Origin of the sequence: Streptomyces sp. NPDC019937, assembly GCF_040631655.1 — a bacterium.
Lineage (GTDB): Bacteria > Actinomycetota > Actinomycetes > Streptomycetales > Streptomycetaceae > Streptomyces.
This window is the reverse complement of sequence record NZ_JBEYAL010000029.1, coordinates 1-13,903: the sequence shown is the minus strand read 5'-3', so window position 1 is coordinate 13,903 and position 13,903 is coordinate 1. Positions and strand designations below refer to the sequence as shown.

Annotated in this window: 14 protein-coding genes; 11 read left to right on the top strand and 3 right to left on the bottom strand. The window is 71.9% G+C overall.

All coding sequences use genetic code 11. The features are described 5' to 3' along the window. Window positions 1-336: 336 nt before the first annotated feature. Entirely contained in the window at window positions 337-1,182 is an 846-nt protein-coding gene (locus ABZ562_RS26910; RefSeq protein WP_361484396.1) for an SDR family NAD(P)-dependent oxidoreductase, read from the top strand. Between the two features lie 135 nt (window positions 1,183-1,317). On the opposite strand, the gene ABZ562_RS26905 is transcribed toward ABZ562_RS26910, so the two are convergent. Further along, window positions 1,318-2,718 carry a hypothetical protein gene (locus tag ABZ562_RS26905; protein ID WP_361484394.1) on the bottom strand — a complete coding sequence of 467 codons (1,401 nt, stop codon included), beginning with the start codon at window positions 2,716-2,718 and terminating at the stop codon, window positions 1,318-1,320. Between the two features lie 289 nt (window positions 2,719-3,007). Between ABZ562_RS26905 and ABZ562_RS26900 the strand changes: the two genes are divergently transcribed. The 5 genes from ABZ562_RS26900 (at window position 3,008) to uppS (ending at window position 6,778) form a co-directional block, all read left to right on the top strand. After that, a complete protein-coding gene (locus ABZ562_RS26900; RefSeq protein ID WP_361484392.1) occupies window positions 3,008-3,874 on the top strand; it encodes a helix-turn-helix transcriptional regulator in 867 nt (288 codons plus the stop codon). Then, window positions 3,874-4,113: a DUF397 domain-containing protein gene (locus ABZ562_RS26895; protein WP_361484390.1), complete on the top strand. Its 240-nt coding sequence runs from the start codon at window positions 3,874-3,876 to the stop codon at window positions 4,111-4,113. Before ABZ562_RS26900 ends, ABZ562_RS26895 begins: the two co-directional genes overlap by 1 nt. A 237-nt stretch (window positions 4,114-4,350) precedes the next feature. Further along, window positions 4,351-4,962: a hypothetical protein gene (locus ABZ562_RS26890; protein WP_361484388.1), complete on the top strand. Its 612-nt coding sequence runs from the start codon at window positions 4,351-4,353 to the stop codon at window positions 4,960-4,962. 65 nt (window positions 4,963-5,027) lie between these two features. Beyond that, on the top strand, window positions 5,028-5,846 hold the full coding sequence (locus ABZ562_RS26885) for an SAM-dependent methyltransferase (protein WP_361484386.1): 819 nt from the start codon (window positions 5,028-5,030) through the stop codon (window positions 5,844-5,846). 128 nt (window positions 5,847-5,974) lie between these two features. Then, window positions 5,975-6,778 carry a polyprenyl diphosphate synthase gene (gene uppS, locus ABZ562_RS26880; RefSeq protein ID WP_361484384.1) on the top strand — a complete coding sequence of 268 codons (804 nt, stop codon included), beginning with the start codon at window positions 5,975-5,977 and terminating at the stop codon, window positions 6,776-6,778. 10 nt (window positions 6,779-6,788) lie between these two features. On the opposite strand, the gene ABZ562_RS26875 is transcribed toward uppS, so the two are convergent. Next, on the bottom strand, window positions 6,789-8,015 hold the full coding sequence (locus ABZ562_RS26875; protein WP_361484382.1) for an acyl-CoA dehydrogenase family protein: 1,227 nt from the start codon (window positions 8,013-8,015) through the stop codon (window positions 6,789-6,791). Between the two features lie 180 nt (window positions 8,016-8,195). On the opposite strand from ABZ562_RS26875, the gene ABZ562_RS26870 reads away from it, so the two are divergent. Then, complete coding sequence (locus ABZ562_RS26870) at window positions 8,196-8,858, top strand: TetR family transcriptional regulator (RefSeq protein ID WP_055551506.1); 663 nt, start codon at window positions 8,196-8,198, stop codon at window positions 8,856-8,858. 11 nt (window positions 8,859-8,869) lie between these two features. On the opposite strand, the gene def is transcribed toward ABZ562_RS26870, so the two are convergent. Then, on the bottom strand, window positions 8,870-9,418 hold the full coding sequence (gene def, locus ABZ562_RS26865; protein ID WP_361484380.1) for a peptide deformylase: 549 nt from the start codon (window positions 9,416-9,418) through the stop codon (window positions 8,870-8,872). A gap of 176 nt (window positions 9,419-9,594) precedes the next feature. Between def and ABZ562_RS26860 the strand changes: the two genes are divergently transcribed. The 4 genes from ABZ562_RS26860 to ABZ562_RS26845 all read left to right on the top strand — a co-directional run bounded on the left by ABZ562_RS26860 (window position 9,595) and on the right by ABZ562_RS26845 (window position 13,814). Continuing rightward, window positions 9,595-10,833, top strand: a complete 1,239-nt coding sequence (locus ABZ562_RS26860) for a MurT ligase domain-containing protein (RefSeq protein WP_361484378.1) — start codon at window positions 9,595-9,597, stop codon at window positions 10,831-10,833. A 23-nt stretch (window positions 10,834-10,856) separates the two neighbouring features. After that, on the top strand, window positions 10,857-11,597 hold the full coding sequence (locus tag ABZ562_RS26855) for a glutamine amidotransferase (RefSeq protein ID WP_361484376.1): 741 nt from the start codon (window positions 10,857-10,859) through the stop codon (window positions 11,595-11,597). A 114-nt stretch (window positions 11,598-11,711) separates the two neighbouring features. Then, window positions 11,712-12,737, top strand: a complete 1,026-nt coding sequence (locus tag ABZ562_RS26850) for a 6-phosphofructokinase (protein ID WP_361484375.1) — start codon at window positions 11,712-11,714, stop codon at window positions 12,735-12,737. Window positions 12,738-12,863: 126 nt separating this feature from the next. Beyond that, window positions 12,864-13,814 (top strand): cytochrome c oxidase assembly protein, encoded by a 951-nt coding sequence (locus tag ABZ562_RS26845; protein WP_361484373.1) that lies wholly within the window; start codon window positions 12,864-12,866, stop codon window positions 13,812-13,814. Window positions 13,815-13,903: the final 89 nt, after the last annotated feature.

Genomic DNA, 13,903 nt, shown 5'->3' with positions numbered 1-13,903 from the left:
TCTGTGGGCTCTCATGACATACAGGCACATGGGGTGGTTGACATTCGGTTACGCGGGTAGGCGCTTGCTGGCGACTGACAGCGCTGCGTCTGAGCCGGTGGCGGTTGGTGCGCGCCCCCCGTCCGACCCGCCTGGACCGGCTGCCACGGACGGAGTCGACGCGGTCGCGATGGATGCCGGATACCGGCATGGTTCCTCCTTCGACGGCAGCTCGGAGCGTCATCGGTCACCGTCATGTAGAAAAACGGTTGAACCGACCGGTGGGCGAGAGGGCATGGGGGTTGTCCGGTTGTACGGGCGTAGTGGTTCGGGCCGCACGGCCCTGGCGGGGCAGGCGTGAGCGGGGACCGCGGCGGGGAATCCGCCCCGGTCGCGGCGCCCGGCCTGCCCGGTGTGTTCCGCCTGGACGGCAAGCGCGTGCTGGTCACCGGGGGCACCCGGGGGCTCGGCGAACAGATCGTGCGGCTGCTGGCCGCCACCGGCGCGCGGGTGGCCACCTGTGCGCGGACGGCCGAGGACTTGCGGGCCCTCGAGGCGTCGCTGCCCGCTGAGTCGGATACGAGCCCGTCGGGGGCGCTGTTCACCGAGGCCCTCGATCTCACCGCGCCGGACCGGCTGGAGGCATTCGTCCAGGCATCGTCGGAACGTTTCGGCGGGTTGGACGGCGTCGTGGCGTGCGCGGGTGGCGCACGGGGACGCGGGCTGGAGGAGGCGGACGCCCGGGACTGGTCGGCGACCTGGGAGCTGAACGTCGGCCATACGGCGCGGCTGGTCAAGGCCGCTGTACCGCATCTGCGGCACAGCGGCGGCGGCTCGGTGGTGGTGGTCGCCTCCATCTCCGGCTGGAAACCGGGACCACAGGCGCAGTACGGGGCGGCCAAGGCCGCCCAGATCCATCTGGCGGCCTCACTCGCCCGCGAACTGGGCCCGGACCACATCCGGGTGAACGCCGTCTCGCCCGGCTCGATGCTCATCCCCGGCAAGCGCTGGGACCGGATGCGCACCGAGGAGCCGGCGAGCTACGCCCGGTTCACGGCCGAGGTTCCGGCCGGCCGGCTGGTCACACCGCTGGAGGTCGCCCGGGTCGTGGCGTTTCTGCTCTCCGACGCCTCCAGCGGGGTCTCGGGCGCGCACGTGCCCGTGGACCGGGCCCAGAACGCCCCCACCCCGAACGGCTACTGACACCCATCGGCGACGAGGGGTGGGGTGCCACCCGATCGGGTGGCACCCTCCGCGCCCGTAGACCCGCACTCCCGTACGTCCATCCGCGCGGCAGCCCCCCGGTCCCCCGCTCCGGGAGCCCGCCGCGCACCGCGGTCAGGCCGCGGACCCGAGCACCGCCCGGGAGCGATGCTCGAACTCGCGCACCATGGGCTCGCCCCGCCGGGGCCGCAGCCGGCTGCGGAAGTCGCGCAGCGCCTGGATCGAGCGCTCGCTGTGCACCCCGCTGAGGGTGTCCAGCGCCTCGCCCGCGGTGCCGATGGCCTCGTCCAGCCGGTTCTGCTGGAGGTAGGCCGTGGCGAGGACGGAGCGGCTGATGGCCTGGCGGCGGCGCCGGTCGGCGTTGGCGCGCACCGACTCGGTGGCCGCGTTCTCGGCCTCCGTCGCGTTGCCCAGGTCCCGGAAGCACAGGGCCGCCTCGGCCGCCAGATAGTGGTGGTCCAGGAAGCGCACCCAGGGCGACTCCTGCTGGGCGCCCCGGCTCGCCTCCAGCTGGGCCTCGGCGGCGCGCAGCGCCTTGGAGGCCTCCCGGGGCTGGTCGAGCGCCGCATGGCCGCGGGCGGCCATGGCGTGCAGCCGCATCAGGCCGAGCGGACTGCCCGCGTTCTTCGCGGTGGCGACGCCGACCCGGGCCAGTTCGACGCCCGACTCCGCCTGGCCGAGGTTGGTGGCCAGATGGGACAGGCCGGCCAGGATCTGGCCGCCGAGCACCCGGTCACCGCCCTCGGCGCACAGCCGCAGCGCCTGGGTCATATAGCGCTGGGCCAGGCCGTATTCGGCGTTGTCGTAGGAACTCCAGCCGGCCATCGCGGCCAGCTTGGCGGCCGCGGTGAACAACTGGCGCCGCTCGTGCGGCGGCGCACCGCGCTGCTGGAGCATCGGCACGACCTCGGTCGACAGATAGAGCACGATGCTGGCGCGGACCTGGCCGCCGCCGAAGCGGTTGTCCATCTCGTCGAACATGCTGATGGCCGCGTGGACCTGCTCGACACGGCCGCCATCGGCCGCGGAGGAGAGCCGGGGGGTGTCCTGGTTCTCGACCAGCCACAGCAGCCATTCGCGCTGCGGGGTCACCAGGGCTCCGGCGACGAAGGGCACCGCGCCCAGCAGGCTGCGGCGGGAGATATCGGTGGAGCCGAGTTCGGCGAGCGTGTGCAAGGTCTCTGCTACGTCCTCCCGGTAGGCCAGCGCTCTGGCGACGACGGGGCGCTGACGGTCGGCGATGAAGCCGAGCTCGGCGGGCGCCAGCGGCCGGCCGAGCCGGTTGGAGAGCACGGCGGCGATCAGTTCGGGCGTGTTGCCGCGCGGCTGGCCGCCCTGCAGCCAGCGGGTGACGGACGCCTTGTCGTAGTTCGACTCGTGTCCTTGCCTGCGGCCCAGTTCGTTGACCCGGTGCGCCAACGAGGCGTAGGAGCAACCGGATTCCTTGAGGGCCGCGGCCAACGCGGCGTTGGCGGGGGCGCTCTGGCGCCCGCTTCCCGGCTGTGCGCCCGGCATCACCGTAACCCTCCCCGGCACGCGCCACGGAAGGTTTCGGGATCCCCGCCGCACGGCGCCGTACGCGACGGCTGTGTCAACGACGTTGTGGACAAAGGAGGTTGGGAGCCCCCGCCGTGGAGGGTGAGATGGGTCACCCGCTCACTATGCGTGGTGGGTCGCTCACCCCGCAACCTTCGTTCTGATAATTTCAGAACGATCCGCATAGCTCTGTCTGTGTCGTCGGGCTCGTGGCACACTGTCCAGGCACACTGTGCAGGCATATGACAGCCACTCCGGGAGGCGGGACGTGAGCGAGGCACGGCCGAGCGGCGCCGCCCCCACCGTCTTACGCAAGGTCCTCGGCAAGCGGTTGCGGCACTTGCGGGAGAAGGCCCGGGTTTCCTTCGAAGAGGCAGCTCAGGCCATCGAGGTGACCCCGCTGACGGTGCGCCGGATGGAGAAGGCGGAAGTCGGCCTCAAGATCCCGTACGTCAAGGAACTGCTGCGGAATTACGGCGTCCGGGGGCCGGAGGTCGAGAGCTTCCTCGCCCTCGCCCGGGAGGCCAACCAGCCCGGCTGGTGGCATCAGTTCCGGGACGTACTGCCCGACTGGTTCAGTGCGTATGTCAGCCTGGAGAGCGAGGCCACCGTCATCCGTGCGTATGAGCCGCACTACGTCCCCGGGCTGCTGCAGACCGAGGACTACGCCCGGGCGGTGCTCCGCATCGGCTTCCCCAACGACACCGAGGAAGAGCTGGAGCGCCGGATCGCCCTGCGGCTCCAGCGGCAGAGCCTGCTCACCAAGCCGGACGCGCCGATCATGTGGGCCATCCTCGACGAAACCGTGCTGCGCCGCCCCGTCGGCCCCAGCGAGGTGATGCGGCGCCAGATCGACCACATCATCGAGACGCTGTCGATGCCCAAGGTCCGGCTGCAGATCATGCGCTTCGCGTCCGGGCCGCACCCCGGGGCCTTCGGCCCCTTCCACTACTTCCGCTTCGGGTTCTCCGAACTGCCCGACGTCGTCTACACCGAGAACCTCACCGGCGCGGTCTACGTGGACCGGCCGAAGGAGGTCGGGGCCTATCTGGAGGTCCTGGACCGGATGGCGGTCCAGGCGGACCCGATCGGCGATACCAGCACCATCCTGGCCGAACTGCGTAAGGAGCTGTGATGACAGACCCCGTCTACACCGGGATGCCGGCCACGGACCTGGGTACGGAGGGCTGGGAAAAGCCCTGGAGCGGGTCCAACGGAGGCACCTGCATCGAGGCCAAGCGGCTGGCGGACGGCCGGGTGGCCCTCCGCCAGTCCACCGACCCGGGCGGCCCCGCCCTGATCTACACCCGCTCCGAGGTCGCCTCCTTCCTGGAGGCCGCCAAGGCGGGCGAGGCCGACTTCCTCATCGCGTAGGCCCCCGCGTCAGCATGGCGCAGGACTCGCGCAGGCCCCCGGCGGCCGCCCCCAAGGCGCGCCGGGCGTACCCCCTGACGGGCCATGACGCGAAAACCACTACGGGCGCACAACCGCACAACCCTGTAGCGCACTCCCGCCCCCGCCGCCCCGCCACGCACACTGAAGGCGCCGTGGCGGGCGGCGGTGTCGTCCCTCCATCCAGTCCGGATCGCTCCGGAACGACGGGAAGACGGGATGAAGCTCCAGCACGCGTATCCACAGCGGCGCACACTGATCGTCGAGGGGTGTGACGGCGTCCGCCGGGACGGGCTGCTGGCCGGGCTCGCGGAGCGGCACGGCTTCGCCGTCACCCGCCCCTCCCCCGACCTCCCGCACCTGGACCCGGTCCGCCCCTACCGCGAGCTGCTCCAGCGCGACGGGGCGCTCGCGGTGGACGCGGGGCTGGTCGGCGAGCTGGTCTACGGGCCGCTGCGGCGCGGGCACTCCCGGGTCACCTGGATCCAGGCGTTCGACTTCGCGGAGGCGGTGGCCGAGCGCGACGGGGCGTTCGTCCATGTGACCGCGCCCGCGGCGGTGCTGGAGGACCGGCTGGCCGCGCGCGGTGCGGGCGCGGCGGACCTCGCGGAGATCGACGCCGCGCTGACCGGCTTCGACCACGCCTTCCGCACCCTCGCCCAGCACGCCCCGGTGGTCACGGTCGACGAGGAACCGCCGATGGAGCCCGGTTCCGGTCCGGGCGCGGAGCCGGGCCCGGGCGAGACTCCGGTGACGCTCCAGACGGCCTCCTTCGCCCGCCGCCTGCCACGGATTCGCTCACCCGTCCGCCGCTATGCCGGGAACCGCTGAACTCCCGGGCAGAGTCGGTAAGTTGGAGCCTCTCACAGGCATGACGCACGGCAGGAGAAGTCCCGATGACCAACGGTTCGTCCGCCCCCGGCCCCGACCAGCGGGCGTGGTCGAAGATCGACACGTCCGTCCCGCACTCGGCCCGGATCTGGAACTACTGGATGGGCGGCAAGGACAACTACGAGGTCGACCGGATCGCCGGTGACCAGTACCGGGAGGTCGCCCCGAACATCGAGGTCATGGCCCGCGCCTCGCGCGCGTACCTCATCCGCACCGTCACCCATGTGGCGGGCGAGTGCGGGATCCGCCAGTTCCTGGACATCGGCACCGGGCTGCCCACCTACGACAACACCCACCAGGTCGCCCAGCGGGTGGCGCCCGAGGCCCGGATCGTCTACGTCGACAACGACCCGCTGGTGCTCCGGCACGCGCAGGCGCTGCTCACCAGCACCCCCGAGGGCGTGACCGACTACATCGACGCCGATCTGCACGAGCCGGAGCGGATCCTGGAGATGGCGGCGAAGACGCTGGACTTCGACCAGCCCGTCGCCCTGATGCTGATGGGCATCCTCGGCCACATCCAGGACTACGACGCGGCGGTGTCGATCGTCCGCCGGCTACAGCAGGCCCTGCCCTCCGGCAGCTACTTCGTGCACTACGACAGCACCGACACCGACCAGGCGCTCAAGGAGGCCCAGCAGGGCTACGACGACACCGGCGCCGTGCCGTACGTGCTGCGCGGCCTCGAGGAGATCAGCCGCTTCTACGACGGCTTGGAGCTGGTCGAACCCGGTATCGTCTCGTGTCCGCTGTGGCGGCCCGGACCGTCCGAAACGCCCGTCGAGACGACGGATGTGCACGGGGGCGTCGCGCGGAAACCATGACGAGGGCCGTCGCCGAGCCGGCCGGCCGTGCCGACCAAACGAATGGTTCGGCCACCGGGCAGGTAACCCGCGGCCCCGCCCCGTCGTCAGACACGGCACCGGGGAAGCCGAGGCGGAGGGACGCGCGGGTGTTCGAGGTCGGAGCCTGGAGAGTGCCCTCGGTCAAACGGCGCTTGCGGGCGTCCGTCGCCGGCGAGGCCGCCGTCGTACGGCAGCGCGGCCCCCGGGAGGAGCGCTCCGCGCGGCCGCGGCACCTGGCCATCATCATGGACGGCAACGGCCGCTGGGCGTCCTCACGCGGCCTCTCCCGCACCCGGGGCCATGAGGCGGGGGTGCTGGCGCTGCCGCGCGTGGTGGACACGGCGCTGGAAGAGGGCGTCGAGCATCTGTCGCTGTTCTTCTTCTCCACCGAGAACTGGAACCGGCCGCGCGGCGAGGTGGCCGCCCTCATGCGGCTCACCGCCCAGCTGGCCGACGTCTTCCGCGCGTACGGCGAGCGCGGCGTACGGCTGCGCTGGCTCGGCTCCGAGGCCCGCCTCCCCCGCGCCACCCTGGCCGCCCTGCGCCGGGCCGAGGCCGAGACGGCCGGCAACCGCGCGATGACGCTGGCGTTCTGCTTCAACCACGGCGGGCGGGAGGAGATCGCCCGCGCGGCGACGTCGCTGGCGCGGGCGTCGGCCGACGGGGTGCTGGACCCGGGCCTGATCGACGAGGCGCTGTTCACCCGGCACCTGCCGCACGGCGACCTCCCGGACATCGACATGCTGGTGCGGACGTCCGGGGAGCAGCGGATCTCGAACTTCATGCTGTGGCGCGCGGCCTACGCGGAGCTGTTCTTCGTGGACACGCTGTGGCCGGACTTCACGGCGGAGGAACTGCGCGGCCTGCTGGCGGCGTTCGCGGGGCGCAAACGCCGCTTCGGCGCGAGGTGACGCACGGGGGTCAGCGGATGGGGACGCCGGAGAGGGTGCGGGCGATGACCAGGCGCTGGATCTCGCTGGTGCCCTCGAAGATGGTGTAGATCGCTGCGTCGCGGTGCATCCGCTCGACCGGGTACTCGCGGGTGAAGCCGTTGCCGCCGAGGATCTGGACCGCCTGGGCGGTGACCTTCTTGGCGGTCTCGCTGGCGAACAGCTTGGACATGGAGCCCTCGGCCGAGTCGAAGGGCTTGCCGTTCACGGCCATCCACGAGGCGCGCCACACCAGCAGGCGGGAGGCGTCGATCCGGGTGCGCATGTCGGCGAGCTGGAAGGCGACGCCCTGGTTGTCGATGACGGGGCGGCCGAACTGCTGCCGGGTCCTGGCGTAGTCGAGGGCGACCTCGTACGCGGCGCGGGCGGTGCCGACGGCCATGGCGCCGACGGCCGGGCGGGAGGCCTCGAAGGTGGCCATCGCGGCGTTCTTCAGCCGCTCCCCGCCCGCCGTGGCCCGCTCGCGGGCGCGGGCGAGGCGTTCGTCCAGCTTCTCCTTGCCGCCGAGCAGGCAGCTGCCGGGCACCCGTACGCCGTCGAGGACCACCTCGGCGGTGTGGGAGGCGCGGATGCCGTGCTTCTTGAACTTCTGGCCCTGGGACAGGCCGGGGGTGCCGGGCGGGATGATGAAGGACGCGTGGCCCTTGGAGCCGAGCTCCGGGTCGACGGCCGCGACCACGACGTGGACGCCCGCGATGCCGCCGTTGGTGGCCCAGGTCTTGGTGCCGTTGATGACCCATTCGTCCTTGGCCTCGTCGTAGACGGCCCGGGTGCGCATGGCGGAGACGTCGGAGCCCGCGTCGGGCTCGGAGGAGCAGAAGGCGGCGACCTTCACGTCATTGGCGTCGCCGTACATCTGCGGGATCCAGGTGCCGATCTGCTCCTCGGTGCCGTTGGCGAGCACCCCGACGGCGGCCAGGCCGGTGCCGACGATGGACAGGGCGATGCCCGCGTCGCCCCAGAACAGCTCCTCCATGGCCATGGGGATGCCGAGGCCGGTGGGGTCGAAGTACTGCTGGGCGTAGAAGTCCAGGGAATACAGTCCGATCTTGGCGGCCTCCTGGATAATCGGCCAGGGGGTTTCCTCGCGCTCGTCCCATTCCGCGGCGGCGGGGCGCATGACGTCCGCGGCGAAGCCGTGGATCCACTCGCGCACTGCCTTCTGATCTTCGTTGAGTTCGAACGAGAACTCCGCCATGGCCCCTCCACCTGCTACGTCTGCTGTTACCTACGGTAACAGCAGTCTGTTACCGGCCAGTAGGAGATGTCAACTCCACGGCCGCGCGAACCCCTTGCCCCGGGCGAGTGTTACGTTGCGCAGATACGCGGAGCCCATACGTGTAACGCGTGAAACGTCAGGGGGCGGGGAGGCCACGTCATGGAGACCGGGACCAGCCAGCGCGAGGACCACCAGCAGCAGGCCGCCGCGCGGCGCCGCAAGGAGCTGCTGGAGGCCGCCGACCGGGTGGTGCTGCGCGACGGCCCCGAGGCCTCGATGAACGCGATCGCCGCGGAAGCGGGCATCACCAAGCCCATTCTGTACCGCCATTTCGGCGACAAGGGAGGGCTCTACCGCGCCCTCGCGGTACGCCACACCGACGGCCTGCTCGCCTCGCTGCGCAACGCCCTGGACGCCCCCGCGCCCGACCGCCGCGGACGGGTGGCGGCCACGCTGGACACCTATCTGGCGGCCATAGAGGCCAGGCCCCAGGTCTACCGCTTCCTGATGCACCCGGCCGACCAGGGCCAGCAGCAGGAGCAGGAACAGGGCTTCGACGTGGGCCACCACTCCGCCCCGCTGCTGCGCCGCATGGGCGACGAGCTGGCCAAGGTGATCGCCGACCGGGTCGAACTCGGCCCCGGCGGCGAGGAGGTGGCCCGGATCTGGGGCCACGGGATCGTCGGCATGATGCACGCCGCGGGCGACTGGTGGCTGCGGGAGCGGCCCTGTTCGCGCGAGCGGCTGGTGCGTCACCTCACCGATCTGCTGTGGGGCAGGCTGGCCCTGGTGGACGACCGGATCGGCGCCCCGGGGTTCTGAGCACTACGGAGCTACGCCCGCTCGCGCGCCCACGGCGCGCGGCGGGCCGCCCACAGCACCCGGCGCCGCCGCAAGCCGTCCAGCCGGTCCAGGAACAGCCCGCCGTCCAGGTGGTCGCATTCGTGCTGCAGACAGCGGGCGAAGAAGCCGCTGCCCGCGACCCGCACCGGCTCCCCGGTCACCGTCACGCCCTCCACCACCGCCCGGTCCAAGCGCGGGGTGCCCGCCTCGATGCCCGGCAGGGACAGACAGCCCTCCGCGCCCCGTACGGTCACCCCGTCGGCCGTGACCGTGCGGGGGTTCACCACATGCCCCAGATGACGCCGCTCCTCGTCGTCCGGGCAGTCGTACACGAAGACCCGCAGCCCCACGCCGATCTGGTTCGCGGCGAGGCCCACCCCGCCCGCCGCGTACATCGTGGCGAACAGGTCCTCGACCAGCCCGGCGAGCGCGCCGTCGAACGCGGTGACCTCCTCGCAGGGCGCGCGCAGCGCCTGATCGCCGAGCAGCCGCAGGGGCCGCACCCTCCCCCGGCTCCCCGGGATCGCGCCGTTTCGCATGGGAGCCAAGCGTACGGTCCCCCGGAAGGGCCGACGGAATTCGGGACACCGGCAGGATCTCGATAGGCTGATCCCCGACCGTGGCCTCCCGGCTGGCGATGCGGCGCGGAGGGGGCGTACCACCGGTGCCTCGGGGGGCAGGTGCGGCGCCGGTATGCGAGGAGGATCGAGAGACGATGGCAGGCAACTCAGAGCCGCTGTCGCCACGTGCCAAGCTGGCCGTGACGGCGGGCAAGGCCGCGGCGGCGGTGTCGAAGGCCGCGGGCCGCGGCAGCGGATCGGTGATCGGCGGCAAGGTGGCCCTGCGCCTCGACCCCGATCTGCTCAGCAGGCTGGCGAACCACCTGGACGTGATCCTGGTGTCGGCGACCAACGGCAAGACCACGACCACCCGGCTGATCGCCGAGGCGCTGCGGGCCGCGGGCCCGGTGGTCTCCAACGCGCTCGGGGCCAATATGCCCGCGGGCATCACCTCGGCCCTGGCGGGCGGCTCCGACGCCCGCTACGGCGTGATCGAGGTCGACGAGAAGTACCTCGCCGGGGTCGCCCGCGACACCGAGCCCAAGGCCATCGCGCTGCTCAACCTCTCGCGCGACCAGCTCGACCGGGCCGCCGAGACCCGGATGCTCGCCGAGAAGTGGCGCGAGGGCCTGGCCGGTACGAAGGCCACGGTGATCGCGAACGCGGACGACCCGCTCATCGTCTGGGCCGCCTCCTCCAGCCCCAATGTGGTGTGGGTGGCCGCGGGCCAGGAGTGGAAGGACGACGCCTGGTCCTGCCCGTCGTGCGGCGGGGTGCTCCAGCGCCCCGGCGACGACTGGGTGTGCGGCGAGTGCGGCTTCCGCCGCCCGGTGCCCAGCTGGGCGCTGAACGGCGACTACGTGCTGGACCCGCACGGCGCGGCCTGGCCGATCCACCTCCAGCTGCCCGGCCGCGCGAACAAGGCGAACGCGGCCACCTCGGCGGCCGTGGCCGCCACCTTCGGCGTGCCCCCGCAGGTCGCGCTGGAGCGGATGTACCAGGTGCAGGCCGTCGCCGGCCGCTATGACGTGGTCACCTTCCAGGAGCGGCAGCTGCGGCTGCTGCTGGCGAAGAACCCGGCCGGCTGGCTGGAGACGTTCTCGCTGATCGACCCGCCGCCCACCCCGGTGATCCTCTCGGTGAACGCGCGCGGCGCGGACGGCACCGACACCTCCTGGCTGTGGGACGTGGACTACACCCGGCTCGCCGGGCACCCGATCTGCGTGATCGGCGACCGCAAGCTGGACCTCGCGGTGCGCCTGGAGGTCGCCGGGCTCGACTTCCGGGTCTGCGCCGACGCGGACGAGGCGGTGCGGATCTCCCCGCCCGGCCGCATCGAGGTGATCGCCAACTACACCGCGTTCCAGGACCTGCGCCGCCGGGTCGGCAACTGACCCCCGTACGAGGAGACACGACGATGCGTAGCACGAGCCAGAACGGCCTGCGTCTGGTCTGGGTCTACCCCGACCTGCTGAGCACGTACGGCGACCAGGGCAACGTCCTGGTGGTGGAGCGCCGGGCGCGCCAGCGCGGGCTGGACGTCTCCCGCCTGGACGTCCGCTCCGACCAGCAGATCCCCACCTCCGGGGACATCTACCTGATCGGCGGCGGTGAGGACCGCCCGCAGCGGCTGGCCGCCGAGCGGCTGATGCGGGACGGCGGGCTGAACCGCGCGGTCGCCAACGGGGCGATCGTCTTCTCGGTGTGCGCCGGGTACCAGATCCTCGGCCACGAGTTCATCAACGACCTCGGGCAGCGCCAGCAGGGTCTGGGCCTGCTGGACGTGATCAGCACCCGCGGCGAGGGGGCCCGCTGCGTCGGCGACGTGCTGGCCGACATCGACGACCCGCTGGGCCTGCCGCCGCTGACCGGGTTCGAGAACCACCAGGGCGTCACCCACCTGGGCCCGACCGCGCGCCCCTTCGCGCGCGTCCGGTTCGGCAACGGCAACGGCACGGGCGACGGCTACGAGGGCGCGTACAAGGACACCGTCTTCGGGACGTACATGCACGGTCCGGTGATGGCCCGCAACCCGCACATCGCGGACCATCTGCTGAAGCTGGCGCTCGATGTGAACGGGCTGCCGCCGGTCGACGACCAGTGGTACGAGGCGCTGCGCAACGAGCGGATCGCGGCGGCCACCGCCCAGCCCGCCTGACCCGTTCCGGGCGGGTCCCCGGCGGGCCCGCCCGGTCGCTTGTAGGGTGGCGGTCGTCCCGCCGGACAGCGCGGTCCGGCCGTCGGCCTCTCGCAGACAGAGGAATCACGCGCCATGCGCATCGGTGTGCTCACGTCCGGCGGCGACTGCCCCGGGCTGAACGCGGTCATCAGGTCCATCGTCCACCGTGCCGTCGTCGACCACGGGGATGAGGTGATCGGCTTCCAGGACGGCTGGAAGGGCCTGTTGGAGTGTGACTACCGCAAGCTCGACCTGGACGCCGTGGGCGGCATCCTGGCCCTCGGCGGCACCATCCTCGGCTCGACCCGGGTGCAGCCCGCGCACCTGCGCGACGGGGTGGAGCGTGCGAAGGGCCATGTCGAGGAGCTGGGCCTGGACGCGGTCATCCCGATCGGCGGGGAGGGCACGCTGAAGGCGGCCCGGATGCTGTCGGACGCCGGGCTGCCGATCGTCGGGGTGCCGAAGACGATCGACAACGACATCGCCTCCACCGATGTGACCTTCGGCTTCGACACCGCGGTCGGGGTGGCGACCGAGGCCCTGGACCGGCTCAAGACCACGGCGGAGTCCCACCAGCGGGTGCTGATCGTCGAGGTCATGGGGCGCCACACCGGCTGGATCGCGCTCCACTCGGGCATGGCCGCGGGCGCCCACGCGATCGTCGTACCGGAGCGCCCCTTCGACATCGAGGAGCTGGCCGCGACCGTCGGGGCACGGTTCGAGGCGGGCAAGAAGTTCGCCATCGTGGTGGCCGCCGAGGGCGCCAAGCCGCGCGAGGGCACGATGGAGTACACGGCCGGGGAGCGGGACGTCTACGGCCACGAGCGGTTCGCCGGTATCGCCCGCCTGCTCTCCGTCGAGCTGGAGGGGCGGCTGGGGAAGGAGGCCCGGCCGGTGATCCTGGGCCATGTGCAGCGCGGCGGCACGCCGACGGCGTACGACCGGGTCCTGGCCACCCGCTTCGGCTGGCACGCCGTGGAGGCTGCGCACCGCGGCGAGTTCGGCAAGATCACGGCGCTGCGCGGCACGGACATCGTGCTGGTGCCCCTCGCGGACGCCGTGGAGCGCCTGAAGACGGTGCCCACCGAGCGGTACACCGAGGCCGAGTGCGTACTGTAGGGACGACACAAACCGGCTACAGCCCAGTACCGCGACCATCAATTGCGCAACCCCTACGGCGAGCAACCAGGTCCGCGAGAGCGGCGCCGGTTGAGAGCGCGAAAAGGGGAAGGCCGGGGATAGGGAATGGATCACGGCGGGCACGGCATGATGATGGATCTGCCGCCGTTCACGCTGTCGCGCGGGCTGCAGTTCGGCGGTGATCCCTTCTTCCTCGTCGGCTGTGTGCTCGCCCTCGCCCTGTACGGCTGGGGCGCCGCGCGGCTGTGGCGGCGCGGTGACCGCTGGCCGCTCGGTCGGCCGGCGGCGTTCGTGGCGGGTGTGCTGACCATCATGGTCGCGATGTGCACCGGGCTGAACGACTACGGCATGGTCATGTTCAGCGTGCACATGGTCCAGCACATGATCATCAGTATGGTCTCCCCCATCCTCCTGCTGCTGGGCGCGCCGGTGACGCTGGCCCTGCGCGCCCTGCCGGCGGCCGGGCGGGGCCGCAAGGGGCCGCGGGAGCTGCTGGTGGCGCTGCTGCACAGCCGCTACATGCGGTTCATCACCCACCCGGTGTTCACGATCCCGCTGTTCATCGCGAGCCTGTACGGGCTGTACTTCACCCCGCTGTTCGACTTCCTGATGGGGTCCAAGGCCGGGCACATCGCGATGATGGTCCACTTCCTCGCGGTGGGCCTGGTCTTCTTCTGGCCGATCATGGGCGTGGACCCGGGTCCGCACCGGCCGGGCTATGTGATGCGGATGCTGGAGCTGTTCGCGGGGATGCCGTTCCACGCGTTCTTCGGGATCGCGCTGATGATGGCGAGCGCGCCCATGGTCGGCACGTTCGAGCATCCGCCCGGCTCGCTGGGGATCGACGCGCTGGCCGACCAGAACGCGGCGGGCGGCATCGCCTGGGCGTTCAGCGAGGTCCCGTCGGTGATCGTGCTGGTGGCGCTGGTGTACCAGTGGTACCGGTCCGACCAGCGCCAGGCGCGGCGCGACGACCGCACGGCGGACCGCGACGGCGATCAGGAACTCGCGGCGTACAACGCCTATCTGGCGTCGCTCCAGGCCCGCGGGCGCTAGGGGGTGTCGTGTGGATCAGGCCGGATCAGCGAGCGGCGTCTGGTGCAGGGGGCACCTCCCAGCGGTAGCTGGGGGAGCCTCGCAACCCG